The sequence below is a fragment of the Candidatus Sulfidibacterium hydrothermale genome, assembly GCF_020149915.1.
In the GTDB taxonomy this organism is placed as follows: Bacteria; Bacteroidota; Bacteroidia; order Bacteroidales; family F082; genus Sulfidibacterium; species Sulfidibacterium hydrothermale.
Window position 1 is genome coordinate 2,085,101 of sequence record NZ_CP083760.1, and the last position, 17,345, is coordinate 2,102,445.

At 40.5% G+C, this 17,345-nt stretch carries 15 protein-coding genes; 10 read left to right on the top strand and 5 right to left on the bottom strand.

All coding sequences use genetic code 11. The annotated features are described in order from the left end of the window. Nucleotides 1-46: 46 nt before the first annotated feature. The 4 genes from LA303_RS08395 to LA303_RS08410 all read left to right on the top strand — a co-directional run bounded on the left by LA303_RS08395 (nucleotide 47) and on the right by LA303_RS08410 (nucleotide 4,084). Nucleotides 47-1,120 (top strand): phospholipase D-like domain-containing protein, encoded by a 1,074-nt coding sequence (locus LA303_RS08395; protein WP_240524832.1) that lies wholly within the window; start codon nucleotides 47-49, stop codon nucleotides 1,118-1,120. 138 nt (nucleotides 1,121-1,258) lie between these two features. After that, complete coding sequence (gene rocD, locus LA303_RS08400) at nucleotides 1,259-2,488, top strand: ornithine--oxo-acid transaminase (protein ID WP_240524833.1); 1,230 nt, start codon at nucleotides 1,259-1,261, stop codon at nucleotides 2,486-2,488. A 348-nt stretch (nucleotides 2,489-2,836) separates the two neighbouring features. Further along, nucleotides 2,837-3,526, top strand: coding sequence for a hypothetical protein (locus LA303_RS08405; protein WP_240524834.1), 690 nt, complete (start codon nucleotides 2,837-2,839; stop codon nucleotides 3,524-3,526). 138 nt (nucleotides 3,527-3,664) lie between these two features. Next, on the top strand, nucleotides 3,665-4,084 hold the full coding sequence (locus LA303_RS08410; RefSeq protein WP_240524835.1) for a nucleoside-diphosphate kinase: 420 nt from the start codon (nucleotides 3,665-3,667) through the stop codon (nucleotides 4,082-4,084). A gap of 57 nt (nucleotides 4,085-4,141) precedes the next feature. Here the strand turns inward: LA303_RS08410 and LA303_RS08415 are convergent, their stop codons facing one another. Continuing rightward, nucleotides 4,142-4,603, bottom strand: a complete 462-nt coding sequence (locus LA303_RS08415) for a helix-turn-helix domain-containing protein (protein WP_240524836.1) — start codon at nucleotides 4,601-4,603, stop codon at nucleotides 4,142-4,144. Nucleotides 4,604-5,144: 541 nt separating this feature from the next. Here LA303_RS08415 and LA303_RS08420 point away from each other — a divergent pair. The 3 genes from LA303_RS08420 (at nucleotide 5,145) to LA303_RS08430 (ending at nucleotide 8,310) form a co-directional block, all read left to right on the top strand. Continuing rightward, nucleotides 5,145-6,416, top strand: a complete 1,272-nt coding sequence (locus LA303_RS08420; RefSeq protein ID WP_240524837.1) for a DUF2851 family protein — start codon at nucleotides 5,145-5,147, stop codon at nucleotides 6,414-6,416. A 76-nt stretch (nucleotides 6,417-6,492) separates the two neighbouring features. Further along, nucleotides 6,493-7,581 carry a glycine cleavage system aminomethyltransferase GcvT gene (gene gcvT / locus LA303_RS08425; RefSeq protein WP_240524838.1) on the top strand — a complete coding sequence of 363 codons (1,089 nt, stop codon included), beginning with the start codon at nucleotides 6,493-6,495 and terminating at the stop codon, nucleotides 7,579-7,581. Next, a complete protein-coding gene (locus tag LA303_RS08430) occupies nucleotides 7,582-8,310 on the top strand; it encodes a 2-phosphosulfolactate phosphatase (RefSeq protein ID WP_240524839.1) in 729 nt (242 codons plus the stop codon). Here the strand turns inward: LA303_RS08430 and LA303_RS08435 are convergent. Then, nucleotides 8,307-9,575, bottom strand: coding sequence for a replication-associated recombination protein A (locus LA303_RS08435; protein WP_240524840.1), 1,269 nt, complete (start codon nucleotides 9,573-9,575; stop codon nucleotides 8,307-8,309). The genes LA303_RS08430 and LA303_RS08435 overlap by 4 nt on opposite strands. Nucleotides 9,576-9,721: 146 nt before the next feature. On the opposite strand from LA303_RS08435, the gene LA303_RS08440 reads away from it, so the two are divergent. Then, nucleotides 9,722-10,132 carry a threonyl-tRNA synthetase editing domain-containing protein gene (locus LA303_RS08440; RefSeq protein WP_240524841.1) on the top strand — a complete coding sequence of 137 codons (411 nt, stop codon included), beginning with the start codon at nucleotides 9,722-9,724 and terminating at the stop codon, nucleotides 10,130-10,132. 3 nt (nucleotides 10,133-10,135) lie between these two features. On the opposite strand, the gene LA303_RS08445 is transcribed toward LA303_RS08440, so the two are convergent. Further along, complete coding sequence (locus LA303_RS08445; RefSeq protein WP_240524842.1) at nucleotides 10,136-11,542, bottom strand: TonB-dependent receptor; 1,407 nt, start codon at nucleotides 11,540-11,542, stop codon at nucleotides 10,136-10,138. A gap of 112 nt (nucleotides 11,543-11,654) precedes the next feature. Further along, nucleotides 11,655-15,248, bottom strand: a complete 3,594-nt coding sequence (locus tag LA303_RS08450) for a T9SS-dependent choice-of-anchor J family protein (protein ID WP_240524843.1) — start codon at nucleotides 15,246-15,248, stop codon at nucleotides 11,655-11,657. Between the two features lie 353 nt (nucleotides 15,249-15,601). Between LA303_RS08450 and yccX the strand changes: the two genes are divergently transcribed. Next, nucleotides 15,602-15,874 (top strand): acylphosphatase, encoded by a 273-nt coding sequence (gene yccX / locus LA303_RS08455; protein WP_240524844.1) that lies wholly within the window; start codon nucleotides 15,602-15,604, stop codon nucleotides 15,872-15,874. On the opposite strand, the gene mnmD is transcribed toward yccX, so the two are convergent. Continuing rightward, the gene (gene mnmD / locus LA303_RS08460) at nucleotides 15,875-16,540 is read right to left on the bottom strand and encodes a tRNA (5-methylaminomethyl-2-thiouridine)(34)-methyltransferase MnmD (protein WP_240524845.1); all 666 of its coding nucleotides are present in this window, start codon (nucleotides 16,538-16,540) and stop codon (nucleotides 15,875-15,877) included. A gap of 79 nt (nucleotides 16,541-16,619) precedes the next feature. Between mnmD and LA303_RS08465 the strand changes: the two genes are divergently transcribed. Further along, entirely contained in the window at nucleotides 16,620-17,330 is a 711-nt protein-coding gene (locus LA303_RS08465; RefSeq protein WP_240524846.1) for a 3'-5' exonuclease, read from the top strand. Nucleotides 17,331-17,345: the final 15 nt, after the last annotated feature.

Genomic DNA, 17,345 nt, shown 5'->3' on the forward strand with positions numbered 1-17,345 from the left:
GTATCTTCATGCCGAGAATTGCATGTTATTTCATTCTACAACAAAAATGGAAAAAACCTCTCGTTTTCAATTGTTTTCCGACCCGTGGAAATTTTACGACAAAATGCTGGATGACATTGCCAAAGCGAAAAAATACGTCTATCTCGAAACTTTTCGCTTGGGGAATGATGTGATTGGCGAACGTTTCCGCGATAAGCTTACCGAAGCGGCAAAAAAAGGGGTGAAAATTAAACTGCTTATTGACTATTGGGGTGGCGCCGGTGTTCGAAACGGTTTTTTTTCTTCGCTGATCCGGGCCGGCGGAGAGGTCCGTTTTTTTAAGAAAATAAAATACAATTTCGACTTTTTTACCCGGAGTCATCGCCGCAATCACCGGAAATTATTACTCATTGATGACAAAATCAGCTACATCGGATCATCCAACATCACCGGTTATAACCTAAACTGGCGCGAATCCGTTCTGAGAATGGAACACAGCATAACAGAAGTGCTGAAAAAACTTTTTTTGCAAGACTACAAAATTTACAACCGATACATCTTCAGTAAAGCTTACTACACCCGTCCCGTACATTACGGAGACTTTGAGATTGTCAGAGATGTGCCCTTAATTACCCGAAAAAAAATCAATAATAAATTTATTGAACTAATTAAAAAAGCCCAATCCACCATAGAAATTGAAACCCCCTACTTTCTTCCCGGTTTTTTATTGCGCAAAAACCTGATGGATGCTGCTGCCCGCGGGGTCAAGATACATATTTATCTTCCTAAAAAATCAGATGTCAGTTTGGTTGATATTTTACGAAATAAATATTTAGGCCCCTTATCAAAAAAGGGCATTCAGTTTCTTTTTTACGAACCCAATAATTTACACGCCAAACTTTTTTTGGTAGATAAAAAACATTTTGCCATCGGATCGTGTAATTTCGATTACAGGAGTTTCCGGTATATGTTTGAAATCATGTTGTTTGGAAAGCAAAAAATGATCAGCCGGCAGGTGGCACAGCATGTATCCGAAACAGCACAAAACACCATTCCCTTTATTTACGAACAATGGAAAAACCGGCCCCCTATCGATAAATTCTTCGAATGGTTACTTCTGCCCTTCCGGCATTTGCTCTAAAAAAGCGAAAAAAAATCTTTTTACGTAAAACCCTGAATTTCCTCCGGGGCTCATCCATCATTCGGCAAATAAGCCTACCTTTGTAACCGGAAAAGCAAAGGTAAACAACAGAACAAATCATCATTAAATATTATCAATATGTCAGAGAAAATCACTTCAAAACAGGCCATTGCACTGGAAGATCAATACGGAGCCCACAATTACCATCCTTTGCCGGTAGTTTTGTCACGCGGAAAAGGATGTCGTGTATGGGATGTGGAAGGAAAAGAATATTTTGATTTCCTTTCCGCTTATTCAGCAGTGAATCAAGGACATTGTCACCCTAAAATTGTCGGAGCCCTTACCGAACAGGCACAGAAGCTCACCCTTACTTCACGTGCTTTTTACAACGATGCTTTAGGTGTTTACGAAAAATATATCACCGAATATTTCGGATACGATAAAGTACTCCCCATGAACTCGGGCGCCGAAGGCGATGAAACGGCTTTGAAACTGTGCCGCAAATGGGCTTATACCAAAAAAGGAATTCCGGAGAACGAAGCCAAAATCATTGTTTGTGCCAACAACTTTCACGGCCGGACAATTACCATCATTTCCATGTCTACCGACCCGGATGCCAAAAACGATTTTGGTCCGTATACACCAGGATTCATCACCATTCCGTACAACGACCTCCCAGCACTGGAAAAAGCATTGGAAGATCCCAATGTAGCCGGTTTTTTAGTTGAACCTATTCAGGGCGAAGCCGGAGTAATGGTTCCGGACGAAGGTTACCTGAAAAAAGCTTACGAATTGTGTAAAGCCAAAAACGTTCTGTTTATTGCCGATGAGGTACAAACCGGTATTGCCCGCACAGGAAAATTACTGGCTTGTGACCATGAAGGAGTCCGCCCGGATGTTCTGATCCTCGGAAAAGCCCTCTCCGGAGGCGTATATCCCATTTCAGCTGTTTTGGCTGATGACGATATTATGCTGACAATCAAACCGGGAGAACATGGTTCTACCTTTGGAGGCAATCCGGTTGCTGCCCGCGTAGCTATTGCTGCATTGGAAGTAGTAAAAGAAGAAAAACTGGCCGAAAGAGCCGAAAGACTAGGGAAAATTTTCCGGGATGAAATGAGCCGCTTTGCAGAAACATCCGATATGGTTTCCATTGTTCGTGGAAAAGGATTGTTAAACGCCGTGGTCATTCAACCCAAAAACGGAAAAACCGCCTGGGATGTTTGCCTGAAAATGGCAGAAAACGGATTACTGGCCAAACCCACTCACGACCATATCATCCGGTTTGCTCCCCCATTGGTTATTTCAGAAGAAGAGTTGAAACAAGCCATCGAAATCATTCAAAAGTCTATTCGATTGTTTGAATAATCGGTCACTGATTCATTCAAACGGTGTTAAATAAAATAAGAGAGCTTCTGCCGGGCGGCAGAAGCTCTCTTCACATTAACCTACCCCCATGACGGGGGAAAACCCAAAAAATTAACCTGTAATTAAGTTTAAAACTTAAATCACGCCACAAAGATAATTGTTATTTTAATACAATCTAAATAAATTTAAAAAATTTATTTTCTTTTTCTTCATATTTTTTCGATACAGAATGTTTACCTTTGTAAAGGCTAAGAGAAATAGCCCAATCTGTCATACCAAAACCGGGATATATACCGTTCTTAAAAAAGTATTTCATTTTGATATTCAAATTTAATTAAACCGAAAATTATGCAAAAATACATTCTGGTTGCTTTTTTTGCCCTGCTTACTTTTAAAGCCTTTTCACAAGATGTCCCTGTAATGGAAGCCGTTGATGATACGTGGCGTTTTCAGGAAATGAAAAATGGTAGAAATTTCATTGCCCCTAAAGCCATTGCAGGCAATCCGTACATCGAAAAAGATTTTAAAAAAGGGGAATTAGAAAGTAAAGAAAACTTGCATTTTCCTCCGATGTGGTTGCGTTATAACGCTTACACTGACAATATAGAGTGCAAAACAGCCGATGGAAAAATCTACGCACTGAAAGACCAATTTAAAATTTCTGCATACAAAATGGGGGATACCACTTTTATTTACACGCCCTATTTCCAGAAGAAAAATAAAGTAAACTCGGGCTATTTCCAGGTATTGGTTCCCGGAAAAGTCAGCGGATTAATCCGGTACAAAGTTTATTTGATACCAGCAACACCAGAAAAGCCTTATACCCCGGCGAAACCGGAACATTTTTCAGAAATCAGCAAGACTTTTTATATTAAAATCGGCCAGAAACCGGCTACCCCTATAACCACTGATAAAAGTTTGCTGAAACAATTTCCGAATCATCAGAAACAATTAAAATCTTTTCTGAAGAAAGAAAAAATCCATTTACAAAAGCAGGAAGACTTTGCCAAAGTAGTACGCTACTTAAATACCCTTTAGTAAAATAATCGTTTTCAGTCCATAAGATCAAACAGTTATCCAAGGTAATTTTTGTAAATCAGTCACTCAAACATATTTTCTTTACCGAAAAACAAAAAGGATTACCTTTGCCCCGATTTTAAATTAAACAGTTGAACAATGAGTGGAAATATCACCTTTACCATGATTAAACCCAAGGCCATGGAAAACGGCCATATGGGAGACATTCTGGCAAAAATTATTGAAGGCGGATTCAAAGTTAAAGCTATGAAACTGACCCGCTTAACCAAGGAAGAAGCCAAAGTTTTTTATGCCGTACACAAAGAACGTCCTTTTTATGACGGATTAACCGATTTCATGTCGTCCGGTCCTATTGTGGCTGCTGTACTGGAAAAAGAAAATGCTGTACAAGCCTATCGTGATTACATTGGGGCTACCAATCCGGCAGAAGCGGCAGAAGGAACTATCCGTGCTTTGTATGGAACCAATATCGAAGCCAATGCGGTTCATGGCTCTGACAGCGATGAAAACGCACAAATTGAAGCCGGATTTTTCTTTTCAAAGAGAGATTGGGTATAAACAATAACCGAAAAGCAATAAAAAGCCTGTATTTTGAATACGGGCTTTTTTTATACCCTATTTTTTCCGGGGACGATAATCGCGGAAAGTCTGATCCGGGTAAAAAATCACAATCCGCTCCGCCTGATCAGCTAAAGTAGCAAATTGAACTGCCTGATCCTGAACATCTTCACGCCCACCCGGTTTTTCCTGCGTTGCGGGCGGGCTATTTCCTAAGTTTCCTGTCTTTTCTGCTTCATTCCGGAATTCCGATTCCTGAAAAGAGAAAGACGGTTGTTTTTCAACCGAATCTTCTTTCTCAACCGAATCAGAAACAAACATCTCACCTTTTCCGAGCAGCAACCAATCCAAACGTATTTCCGGAAAACGTTTTTTTATACGAAGAACAAAATCAAGACTCGGCTTATTTCGGCCCGACAAAACATGAGAAAGGGCAGAACGCTGCATACCTATTGCATCCGAAAACTGCGCCGGCTTCATTTGATAATGGTCCATAATCATTTTTATCCGGGAAATCATAGCACAAAATTTATTTACAAATGTAACCGTTTTTTGGCAATTAATGATACAAAAGTGTAAATTTCCATTAGTGTACTTTTGTAAACACTACATTTATTAAAGTAAATTATATAATCCGTTTATTATTCAATTGATTTATAATAGTTTAATCAATATCATTAACATTCTGAAAATCAGTTATTCTTTTTTGTAATTATCTGAATAATTTTTTATATTATAACCTTTATACATCTGGTTTTTAATGTTTTAAATGGAATACGCAAAAATTATTTCAAAGCTATTTACATCTGTAACCAACAATAAACGAATAACGTCCTATTAACGCCTGTATATTAATCTATTATGATATAATCTTTATTCTGCCTGTTAGATGTTCTTTTTGCGATTTACATTTGTAAACTACAAATTTTCCATCTTCCGGAAATTAAAAATTAACTTTTGTAAATAAATTTATCCCTTCAAAGCGCTATCAATTTACAATGTTCCCCCTACTCTGCTCTGGACAAATTTATTTAACTTAGTCCTGTGAAAATTTACCCCGATGAATGAAGAATTTCTTTATTATCTGTGGCAATACCATTTTCAGGGAAAATGCCTTAACGGAACACAAAACGAAACCTTTTGCATTCTTCACCCCGGTCAACGGAATACTAACAGCGGCCCTGATTTTTTCAACGCCCGGATAAAAATAGGCACTACATTGTGGGCCGGAAACGTAGAAATTCATGTCCGGTCGTCTGACTGGTACAAACACGGGCATCAGCACGATCATCAATACGATAATGTAATTTTACATGTGGTGTATACGGATGACCATCCGGTTGTCCGCCGTAATGGAGAACGCCTCCCGACCCTTGTTTTGAAGGAAAAATTCGATGAAAAACTATTTCATACCTATCGCAACTTTTTGGCTTCAAAACGCTGGATTCCTTGCGAAAACCTGATTACCCGAGCAGGACATTTCCACATAACAAACTGGCTGTACCGCTTGGCTATTGAGCGCTTGGAAAGAAAGGCCCGGGAAATGGAAAGGCTATTGGCATCCGAAAAAAACGATTTCCGCGAAATGTTTTATCAAAAATTATTAGAAAATTACGGGTTTCAAATTAATAATCAGGCTTTTGCACAACTTGCGCGCCGTCTGCCTTATTCTGTTCTTGCCAAGCACAAAAACCATCTCCTACAAATTGAAGCCTTATTGTTCGGACAAGCCGGGATGCTTAATCAGCCTTTTTCCGATAATTATCCGCACCAGTTACAACAAGAGTATCGTTTCTTATCTAAAAAATACAATTTAACCGCTTTAGATCCGGGCATTTGGCGATTTATGCGTACGCATCCATCCAATTTCCCCACCCTGCGGATAGCCCAATTTGCCGGTCTTTTTTACCGTTCAACCTCTTTGCTGCAAAAAATGCTCGAAAGCAAACAACTAACCGATGTAATCAATCTGTTACAAACACAAGCTTCCGTTTACTGGAAAACCCATTATCAGTGGGAAAAGTCATCTCCTCTCCATTCCACAAAAATGGGCAAAACATCTATTTTCATTCTCTTAATCAATACCATTATCCCTTTTCTTTTTGTTTACAGCCGGCAAATGGAACAACCAGAATTGTCGGAAAAAGCATTGAACTGGCTGGCACAACTTCCGGCAGAAAAGAATCGCATTACCCGTCATTTTTCGGCTTTGGGCTTAATCCCCGACAATGCTTTGCAAAGCCAGGCGCTTCTGCGCCTAAAAAAATATTACTGCAATCCTAAACAGTGCTTACATTGCAGCATCGGACATCAACTGCTAAAATCGCTTTAAAAGCCTTCATTTTTTCTATTGGAAATCATTACCTTTGCGACGCAAAATTTAAAAAAACAATTACAAGCTTATCATAATGAAAAAGACTGCTTTAAATGCCATGCATCATAAAATGGGCGCAAAAATGGTAGAATTTGCCGGATGGGAAATGCCGGTACAATTTGAAGGTATTAATGTTGAACACGAAACCGTTCGTAAAAAACTGGGCGTGTTTGACGTTTCGCACATGGGGGAATTCTGGGTAGAAGGCCCCCATGCTTTTGATCTGGTTCAAAAAGTAACCACCAACGATGTAGCAGCCCTCACCGATGGCAAAGTGCAATACAGCTGCTTCCCTAACGGAAAAGGGGGCATTGTGGACGATTTACTGGTTTACCGTTTTAATCCTGAAAAATATCTTCTGGTAGTCAATGCTGCCAACATCGAAAAAGACTGGCAACATATTAACAAACACAATACGATGGGAGCTACACTTACCAATGCTTCCGATGAAATTTCCCAGCTGGCTGTGCAGGGACCGCTGGCTTTAAAAGCAATGCAAAAACTGACCGACGAAACGGTTACCGACATGCCGTATTACACCTTTAAAGTACTTACGTTTGCCGGTGTTCCTGATATTATTTTTTCAACTACGGGCTACACCGGTTCGGGTGGTTGCGAAATATACATGCCAAACGATAAAGCCGAAGAAATTTACAACGCGGTTTTGGAAGCTGGCAAAGAATATGGAATAAAACCCATTGGCTTAGGAGCACGGGACACTTTACGTCTGGAATCCGGCTTTTGCCTGTATGGTAATGACATTGATGATACAACTTCTCCCATTGCAGCCGGACTGGGCTGGATTACCAAATTTACGGAGGGAAATGATTTTATTGACCGCCCGTTGTTTGAAGCACAAAAGGCCAACGGGGTTCCCCGGCGGTTAAAAGGTTTTATCATGGTGGACAAAGGAATTCCCCGTCATGGGTATGAAGTTACTGACGAAGCAGGAAATACGATCGGAACCGTTACCTCCGGTACCATGTCCCCCATGTTGCACAAAGGAATTGGCATGGCTTATCTTGACAAACCGTTTTGGAAAGAGGGATCCGAAATATTTATTAAAGTACGTAACAAACTTTTAAAAGCAGTGGTAACCCGTCCGCCGTTTTATAAAGGATAGATGGCTAAAAAAAAGAATATAGAAGTGATACTGGCTCCGGGGTTGTTTACAAACATTTCAACTCCGAGGCCTTATGTTGTTGTGGTAGTCGATGTTTTCCGCGCAACGACTTCTATATGTGCGGCGTTGGATTATGGAGTAAAAGCCATTATTCCGGTAAAACGAATACGTCATGCCCGTTTTCTGGCGCGGCTCGGATACATTGTTGCAGCCGAACGAGGAGGAAAAAAAGTAAAATTTGCCCATCTGGATAATTCGGCCACTTCTTTTTTCCATAAAATTTTTAAAGGAAAAGAAATTGTTTATTCCACTACCAATGGTACCCGTGCCATTAAAATGGCATCCGGAGCTTCCGACATTGCCATTGGTAGTTTTGTCAATCTTGACGCTTTAGCCGAGTGGCTTTACAAAAAAGATAAAAATGTGGTGATTTTGTGTGCCGGATGGAAAAACCGGGTAAACATGGAAGACAGCCTGTTTGCCGGTGCTTTGTCATCAATTTTAATTGAAAAATATGGTTTTTCTACCGATTGTGATGCAGCCAAAATGTCTATTGACCAGTGGAAACTGGCAAAAGACGACCTTTTGGGATATATTGATAAATCGGCACACCGGAACCGGTTACGGCATCTGATTAATGATCGTCTTTTGAAATACACCTTTACGTTAAACAGCAGTAAGGTTGTTCCTGTACTAAGAAAATATAAAATTGTAGCCGACAAAAGCTAATACCGGTAACGGTTTTTCCACTTGTTTTTCAGTGATTTTCGCATTTCCTGTTCTCGCGGATTATTTCCCGGATCGTAGAGAACTGTTCCGCTAAGTTTTTCTGGGAAAAACTCCTGCTCCGTAAAATTCCCTTCGTAATCATGGGCATAACGGTAATTCTTTCCGTATTCCAGTTCTTTCATGAGTTGGGTGGGTGCATTCCGCAAATGAAGAGGTACCGGAAGGTTTCCGGTTTTTTTCACCAATGACTGGGCTTTGTTGATCGCCTTGTAAGCGGCATTGCTTTTGGGCGATGATGCTAAATAAATCGCTGTTTGCGAAAGAATAATGCGACTTTCCGGCCAGCCTATCTTACTTACAGCATCAAAGCAGGTATTGGCCAGCAATAAAGCATTGGGATTAGCATTTCCGATATCTTCCGAAGCCAAAATCAGCATGCGCCGGGCAATAAATTTAGGATCTTCTCCGGCTTCCACCATCCGCGCCAGCCAGTAAACCGCGGCATTAGGGTCACTCCCGCGCAATGATTTAATAAAAGCCGAAACAATATCGTAATGCATTTCTCCCTGCTTGTCATACATTACCAAATTCTCATGAATGGTTTGCTGAAGGTTTTTGTTATTCACTACCAGTTTTTCGCCTTCCCGGTAATGTTGCTCGGCAAATAATTCCAACGCATTGTAAAGCTTCCGGGCATCCCCTCCGGAAATCCGAAACAACGTTCCGGTCTCAGTAACTTCCACCGGAATACCATATTGTTCCGAAAGACGTTTTACCGCCTTATCTACCAGAATATTAAGTTCTTTTTCTCTTAATGGTTTTAAAATATAAACCTGGCATCGCGATAGCAAAGGAGAAATTACCTCAAAAGAAGGATTTTCTGTAGTAGCACCAATCAGCCGGATAATTCCTTTTTCCACAGCTCCCAGCAAGGAATCCTGTTGCGATTTGCTAAAACGATGAATTTCATCAATAAAAAGAATTGCCTGTCCGGCATATTGCGAAGCCGAATCGATGACTTTCCTTACGTCTTTTACGCCGGCATTTACTGCATTCAGCGTATAAAAATTCAGGCCATGTTTTTCTGCAATGATATGTGCAAGGGTTGTTTTTCCCACTCCCGGAGGCCCCCAAAGAATCATCGAAGGAATTTTTCCCGATTCAATGACTTTCCGTAAAACGCCGTTTTTACCCGTCAGTTCATCCTGACCAACAAATTCATCCAGCGTCCGCGGTCTTAATTGTTCTGCAAGAGGAATGTTCATAGCCTTCTTTTTCTTCCAGACAAAAGTACATAAAATGAAACCGAAGTTTTTATCTTTGTAAAAAAAACAGTACAAAATCCTTTGTGGTTTTTTACTTACCGGAATGTTAAGCACAACAGCCACAAAGGCATAAATAGTTGATGACTATGAAATTATTAATGATTTATTGCGAACGCTTTGCCTATAAACCGGTAAATAAATCCCTTTCCGATTTTCCGGATATCACCGAAGGCGGCGTTTTTGAAGATGCGCTGGTAGCTTTTATCCAAACAGAAGAGCAGGATATGCAAAACAGCAAACCCGTAGAAACCAAATTGGTAAAGAACCTGAAATGGGGCGCCAAAAAGAACAATACCCGGAAAGTTGTTTTACACTCCTTTGCCCATTTATCAGAAAGCAAAGCGGATCCCCATTTTACAAAAGAACTTTTTGACGCAGCAGAAGCCCGTATGAAAAATGCAGACTACGAATGTGAACAAACGCCTTTTGGTTACTTTCTGGATATTGACGTAAAAGCTCCGGGAATATCACAGGCCAGGATTTTTAAAAGCTTCTAACAATCAGTTTTTTACAAAAAGTCCTTTTGCTTTAATAATTTTCGAGATATCCATCGGTACGTATCTTTCCCATTCAGGATTTCTTTCCTGTATCATCTTTAACACTTCACGTGATTTGACAAATAAGTGCTCCGGCAGCTCGCTTCCCAGATCCAGAATCAGCCGGTTTTCAATCAAATAGCCAAATAACAACCGGATATCAGACGACAGAAAAATGTCTTTGGAGGTTATCAGGTATTTTTTATTTTCCTCTTTTTTCAGTGTAGGATAGATATACAATTTGGTATTTTTAGGAAAAAGCAATCCCAAAGCCTGAAGGATTCCTCCTTTCAGGTTTTCATAATACCGCTTATCCATTACCTTTTCGAGTGTAGGCACGCCCATAACTATTCGCAGGTTTTTCAATTTAAATTGCGAAAAGAAATCGACCAGTTTGAAGTACTCTTTAAAATCGGAAATCATCACATTCTGTCCGATAGCATTCAGCATATCAATTCTTTCCAGAAAATCCCGGGAATCTTCTTCTCCTTCTGTAAGTAGATTATTCAATGTTATTTCACAAAAAGAAAGCGTATTATCCGGTTCATAAGATTCATCTTTTTGAAATAATTCGATGCTTTGCCTTAAAATATCTTTTACTACATAGGTTACGGGGCGAAAACTTCCACGAAATGCCAGCACATTCTTCTTGTAAAGCATATCCGAGGGTTGTTGAACATTTCCCTTCTTATCAAACATCATGGCATGAGCCATACCATTCTGTACCAATTGAATAGCCAAAAGCCGGTTATCCACATAATCCAAATCAGGTCCCGACATCCGCAAGGCTGAAATGCAAAAACGATCCGGCGAAAGATTATCCATCAATGATATTAAGAAACGGGACGGATCATCATAAAAATTTTTGCAGGCATACAACAAATTAACCCCAAGAATGCCAAGCGTTGTTTGCTGCATAACCCCGTCGTTCTCAAGCAATTTAACATGAAGTACTACCGTATTGGAACGTCCTCCCGGATGCAATTGAAATTTTACGCCCATCCAGCCGTGAGCATAATTGGTTTTTGAATAATTAAGAATTTCTACCGTATCGGCAAAAGCAAAAAAAGTGCGGGCTGTATATTTTTCCGAAAGCAGCTTCTCTACTTCATGGTATTCTTTTCGGAGCATTTTCATCAAACGTTCTTCCGAAACATACCTTCCCGGTTTATTATCATTATAACGGGCGTCACTAAAACGTTTGTCGTATGCTGAAATTGTTTTAGCAACTGTTCCTGAAGCACCTCCTGCCACAAAAAACTGCCGGGCCACCTCCTGGCCGCCTCCAATTTCGGCAAAACTTCCGTAAAAATCGGTATCCAGATTAATCTGTAAGGCTTTTCTTGCCGTTGGGATAATATCATGTTTCATACAGCAAATCTATATAAATATCTAGATGTTTCGTCGTGTTTAACATGATTTATAGAAAAAGGCCATCCGCCGAAGCAGATGGCCTTTTTTAAGGTTATAAATTAAAACCCGGTTACCGTTTCATGAATTTCTTCACGATAGTAGCATTTTCACCGGTAAGGGTAATAAAGTAAATATTAGCAGGTTGTGCGCTAATGTCTACTTTAACAGTAGACGGAATCTGCTCAAATCTTTTCTGCAGAACCAAGCGACCGGTTACATCAACCACGCGCATGGTTACAGCACCTTTGAGAATTCCGTTTGTTGCGATATTGAAGATACCGTTACCCGGATTCGGATAAAGCTGTACTTTATCAGACAATCCGATATTAGCAATACCGGTAGTGGTTCCTTCCACCGTTACGTTATCAATTTGATACGTTGTGGTTTCTCCATTAGCGGCATCGCCGGTATAAACAAAAGCAATACTCAAATTTCCACTATAACCGGAAATATCCAAAGTTCCTGCTGAAGCAAATGTACCATAACCACTCGTTGGTTCGGTTGGAATGGTAAACGAAGAGGTAACATCAGTCCAGGTTGCCTTTTGAATTCCATCTGCTGTTTGATCATAATCTGTGGAAAGCAAGACTTTCAGTCCATTATGTTTCCAGTATCCCACATTGATGTCAAACGAAAGTTTTTCATCAGTGGAGTTATCCAGATTAATAGCCGGCGTAATCAGCCACACCGTATCAGCTCCAGAAGAAGGTGATTTATAAGCAGAAACCTGGGCGTATTTGTTAGAATTGTATTCTTTACCTAACCAGTACAATGCTCCGCCGGTAGCTGTATTTACATTAGTCCAGCCTTTCAGGTTTAAAGCATCACCGTCTGTTACGCCTTCAAAATCTTCCTTATAAGGAACATTTTCCACAACCATCGGAGGCTGGTTATCAATATAGCCAAAGAGGTCATTTACGGTAGTATCATGGGCGATATCTATTTTACGGTTATCACCGCCATCCCATTCACCACCGCCCCATCCGGCATTGATGAAGTATTTATACTGTACTTCCTGTGCACTCGGGAAAGTAATAGTAATGGTATAAATTCCATTGCTGTCGGCATCAGACATTCTCAGGGCCGGGTTAGTACCGGGTTCATTCCAATTGGCATCCGGGAAAGTACCGGCAATATATACAGAATCTTTTTTCGGGTCAAAGTTTTGTGCATAACTCATATTGGCATTAAAGGTAACGCTGATTCCACTTGGAGTAGGTTCGCCAAGATTTTCAAAATAATCTTCATCTTTTACGATCCACTCTGAATTATCGGCATCCGTACCAGCAGACATTGTCCAGTCAACACAACCTATTTTAACCGTACTCTTTCTCAATAAAGTATGGTCTTTTGTAGCATTGGCAACACCAGCCACTTCCCAACCATCACCAGGATCGGTCCAAGGCTCACCAATAACATCAACCCACATATGGTCATAGCCATTGTTAACAACTTTCATCAATATACGGGCATCATCTCCATTAAAGCTACAAACATAGCCACCTTCATTATATCTCAAAGTATCATTAGCAACACTTAAAACAGCGGAATCGGCATCTTCATTAGCCAGGACAAACACATCACCCGGATGCAAAACGGTTCCTTCGGGGAAGTGATAAACTTCATCATTTAATCCGTAACCATTATAAGAGCTGGCAATAACATAATCATCCAGATTTACATCTTCACCCGTAGGATTGTAAACTTCAAGTGCTTTATTATTTCCTGAACCTTCTACATACTCAGAGAAATAGATAGAGGTGCTAGCTACGGTAAAGTTCCAAGATTTGTCTTTCAATCCGGGATAAACTTTGTCTTCTCCGTAACTTTTTACAAATCCGGAATCCACTTCAATATAATAAGATCCACCCGGATCCAGGTCTTTCGACATAGAAACCCAGAAAGAAGAACCGTGAATATCCAAATCACTGGGAGCAATTGTTGCTACTACCGTACCATCGTCTTTCTTCACATAAAGATTTCCTGTTCCGGGAACAATGGAATCACAATTAAACTCAGCATAGATTCCATTTCCGTTTATATAATCAGTCATTCCAAATGACGGTACAGAATGAGTAATATGCAATGGGCTTGTATCCAACAGCACTACATTTAGCGCGTAAGCTTTCATCGGCATATAGGCTGCATTCCAGATAATCAGCGAGTCTATTTTCACAGAGCCACCTATTTCATCAGGATCAAGATACATTTTGAAGCATCCGTCAGATGCGGCAACAGGACGGAAAGAAGACTCATCAAAATGATCCGGATCACCGGTAAGCATGAAATATCCGCCATCAGGGCCATCTTCTGAGATATAACCACCAATCAAAACACTGTCAACATTACTGGAGGTCCAGCAAACAACCAAAGTATCACCAAGATAAAGGGTATCTCCATCCTGGGGTTTGGTCATTGTCAAGGTACGGTTATCTACCACAGTAATGGGAGAAACTCTTTCTCTAAAAGTAGTGTCATAATAATCCCATAAAACGATGCCATAATCGCGGGCTTCAGCTTCCTGCGGAACGACAAAACTATATCCGCCGTCTGCAGTCGAAACAGGACCTCCCACCAAGAAAGAAGAGCCCAGTCCTTCTGCTACCGGGTAAACTCCCACCAAAAGGCTATCAATATTCTTTGCATCCCATTCAACTTTAATAGTATCTCCAATATTGAAAGATGTACCGGCTGCCGGATTCGTAATGGTCAATGACCGGGCTTCGGTGGTTGTCACCGTTAATTTTACCGGATCACTTTGTAAATTTCCGGAAGCATCTTCGGCCACAAAATAAATATCAACACTGGTACTTGCCTGCACTCCGGTAAGTTCATAAGCTACCGTTTCGTCAGCTTTATCTACAGTAATGGTATCTTTTTGCGATACTGTTACTGTGCCATAATCTACACCGGCTTTTACTTCATCAGCCGTAGGCGCATCCGAGCCGGCAGGAACAACAATAAAATAAACCGCTGCAGGTTCATCCAGATTTACCAAAAGAGTAGCCCGGGTATCTTCAACACGGGTAGCCTGCGGATATCCGGTAGTCCATTTAGGAGCGGTAACATCTCCTCCTGCATTATAGGTGTGATTTGCCGGATCCATGTCCGCTACATTTGCCGGACTCGTAATGGTCCATTCTGAAGCGGTCCAGGTTGTATTTGGCGTTCCGATATCGCTATTACGTACAGCTTTACCGTCAGTATATTCCCAAGCTTCACCTGTGCCATCATGATCAAGTACGCCATAAGCATCAACTAAGGTACCAGCAGTATGATCCCCCCCTTGATAGAGGAAATAACCATCATCGCCATTCCCGCTTATATTTCCACTGGCTTGATTGGCATCAAAGCCATAGTAAGAATTAAATAACGCGCTATCATAGGCGACGAGATAAACTTTTCCGGCATCAATGGTACCTGTAAGCTTAATATCTCCCCAGGTAGTTCCCCCATTAGACTGGCGGGAAAGATACCAGTTTCCTGCATCAAGGTCTATACTCTCACTTGTAGGATTAAACAACTGAACAAATCGGCCATCGTAATGATCGGCCGGATCGGCAACTTCCGATATAATTAAACCGGTTTGGGCATATGAGTACATGCCCATGAACAATAACATTACAAATACCGATAATTTGTAAATAAGTAATTTTCTTTTCATACGCTATAATTTTAATTGGTTATTAAATTCTATAAAATTGAATTTTTCACAGGGTAAATATATAAAAAAATGAAATAACATAAAGCATCTTTTTGTTTTTTTATTGCTATCAAATGATTACGCTTTTTTTCTTTTGCTGAATATTTTCGCATTAAATTGCTTTTTGTTTTTATGAACTGGTACTCTCGAACGTTCCTTTGCCTACACTCGCACACCCTACTATTCTGAAAATCAACCCACCCCATTTTTACACAACAGACAGAAGAAACATAATCGGGGAATGATTACTTTTGCAATCCATGTTCACAATCCCTTATTTTAGGGAATTAAAAAGCCATAAAAAAAAGAAAAGAATGGACAAAAAAGGGGTCATTTTACAGATATATGGACGGGTTCAGGGTGTCGGCTTTCGGTATTACACGCAAAAAAAAGCAGAGGAACTGGGAATTACCGGCTATGTCAAAAACCGGCCGGACGGAAGTGTTTATATCGAAGCCGAAGGCAATACGGACGCTTTGGAAGCTTTCCTTTTATGGTGTGAAGAAGGCCCGTCGTGGGCCCACGTTCGGAAAGTAGAAAAACAATGGATTCCTCCGCAAGGATATAAAACCTTTGAAATCCATTAACTATTTCTTTGCCACAGCCCTTAAAAACTCTCTTTTTCCGGGAGGCCCCGGAAGTTTTTCTATTTGAAAACCAGCAGCTTTCAAAGCCCTTTTTACACTGCCTTTACAAGAATACGTAACCAAAATTCCTTGAGGTACCAACGTCTTGTACAATTTCAGGAATCCTTCTTCTGTCCACATTTCCGGCTGACTTTCCGGCGAAAAAGCATCAAAATAAATGACATGAAAATGATTTAACGGAGCTTCATATTCCTGAAAACTCACTGGTAAAAGCTGCATTTCGAAAAAAGAACTTACCCATACCGGGGCTTTTGCCTGATGCATTTTCTCAAACAAAGCCCTGTCAACATGCAATAATTCCGGGTAATTCAGTTGTTTTATCACGACATCGGGCAAAGGAAAAGCTTCCACCCCACAATATTTTATCTTTTGATGATTTTTTTCAGCCCACAACAAAGTAAGCAAGGCATTCAGCCCGGTTCCGAAACCAATTTCCAGCACCTGCAATTTTTCAGTAACCGATTGATATGCTGATAGTCCCGCCTGTATAAAAATATGTTTTGATTCCTGAATGGCACCGAACGTAGAATGATAGTGCTCACCAGCACGTTCATTATAAAGGGTATGCGAACCATCACGGGTCACTGTCAATGCTCCAGTTTTCATGATACAAAAATAAAGTTTTAGCAAGAAGTCCTCTTATTTTTGATTTTTTTCTATTTTCACGAAAGAAAAATATTTTAGTATGCTAAATAACCTATCCCTGGAAAACATTCTGTTTCTGGACATTGAGACTGTTCCAGCCTATCCGGACTACGAACAGCTTCCTGAAAAATTTCAGGAACTTTGGAAGAAAAAAGCAGCCCGATTGAATTATCGCGACGAAGAGCTGACTCCGGCAGAGCTGTATCCACAGGCAGGAATTTATGCCGAATTTGGGAAAATTGTATGCGTTTCCTGTGGATTTATGAACGGAAGTGAGTTTCGTATCAAATCATTTTACGGTGATGATGAAAGAATCCTGCTTGAAGAACTGGCTCAAATGCTTTCAAGATATTATAACCAACCGGAATCATTGCTTTGTGCCCACAATGGCAAAGAATTTGACTTTCCGTATATGGCCCGTAGGATGCTGATCAATGGAATTACCCTGCCATCAATCCTGGATCTTGCCGGCAAAAAACCCTGGGAAATAAAATTACTTGACACATTGGAATTGTGGAAATTTGGTGACTATAAGCATTACACATCCCTGGAACTGCTGGCTGCCATCTTTAATATTCCCACCCCAAAAGATGACATTAACGGAAGTGATGTGGCCCGTGTATATTGGGAAGAAAAAGATCTGGAAAGAATTGTTACCTATTGCCAAAAAGACGTTCTCACCACGCTCCAGCTTTTTCGACGTTACCAGGGGCTCCCTTTAATCAAGGATGAATTTGTTGTGATGAACTAACCGGCAACATTATCC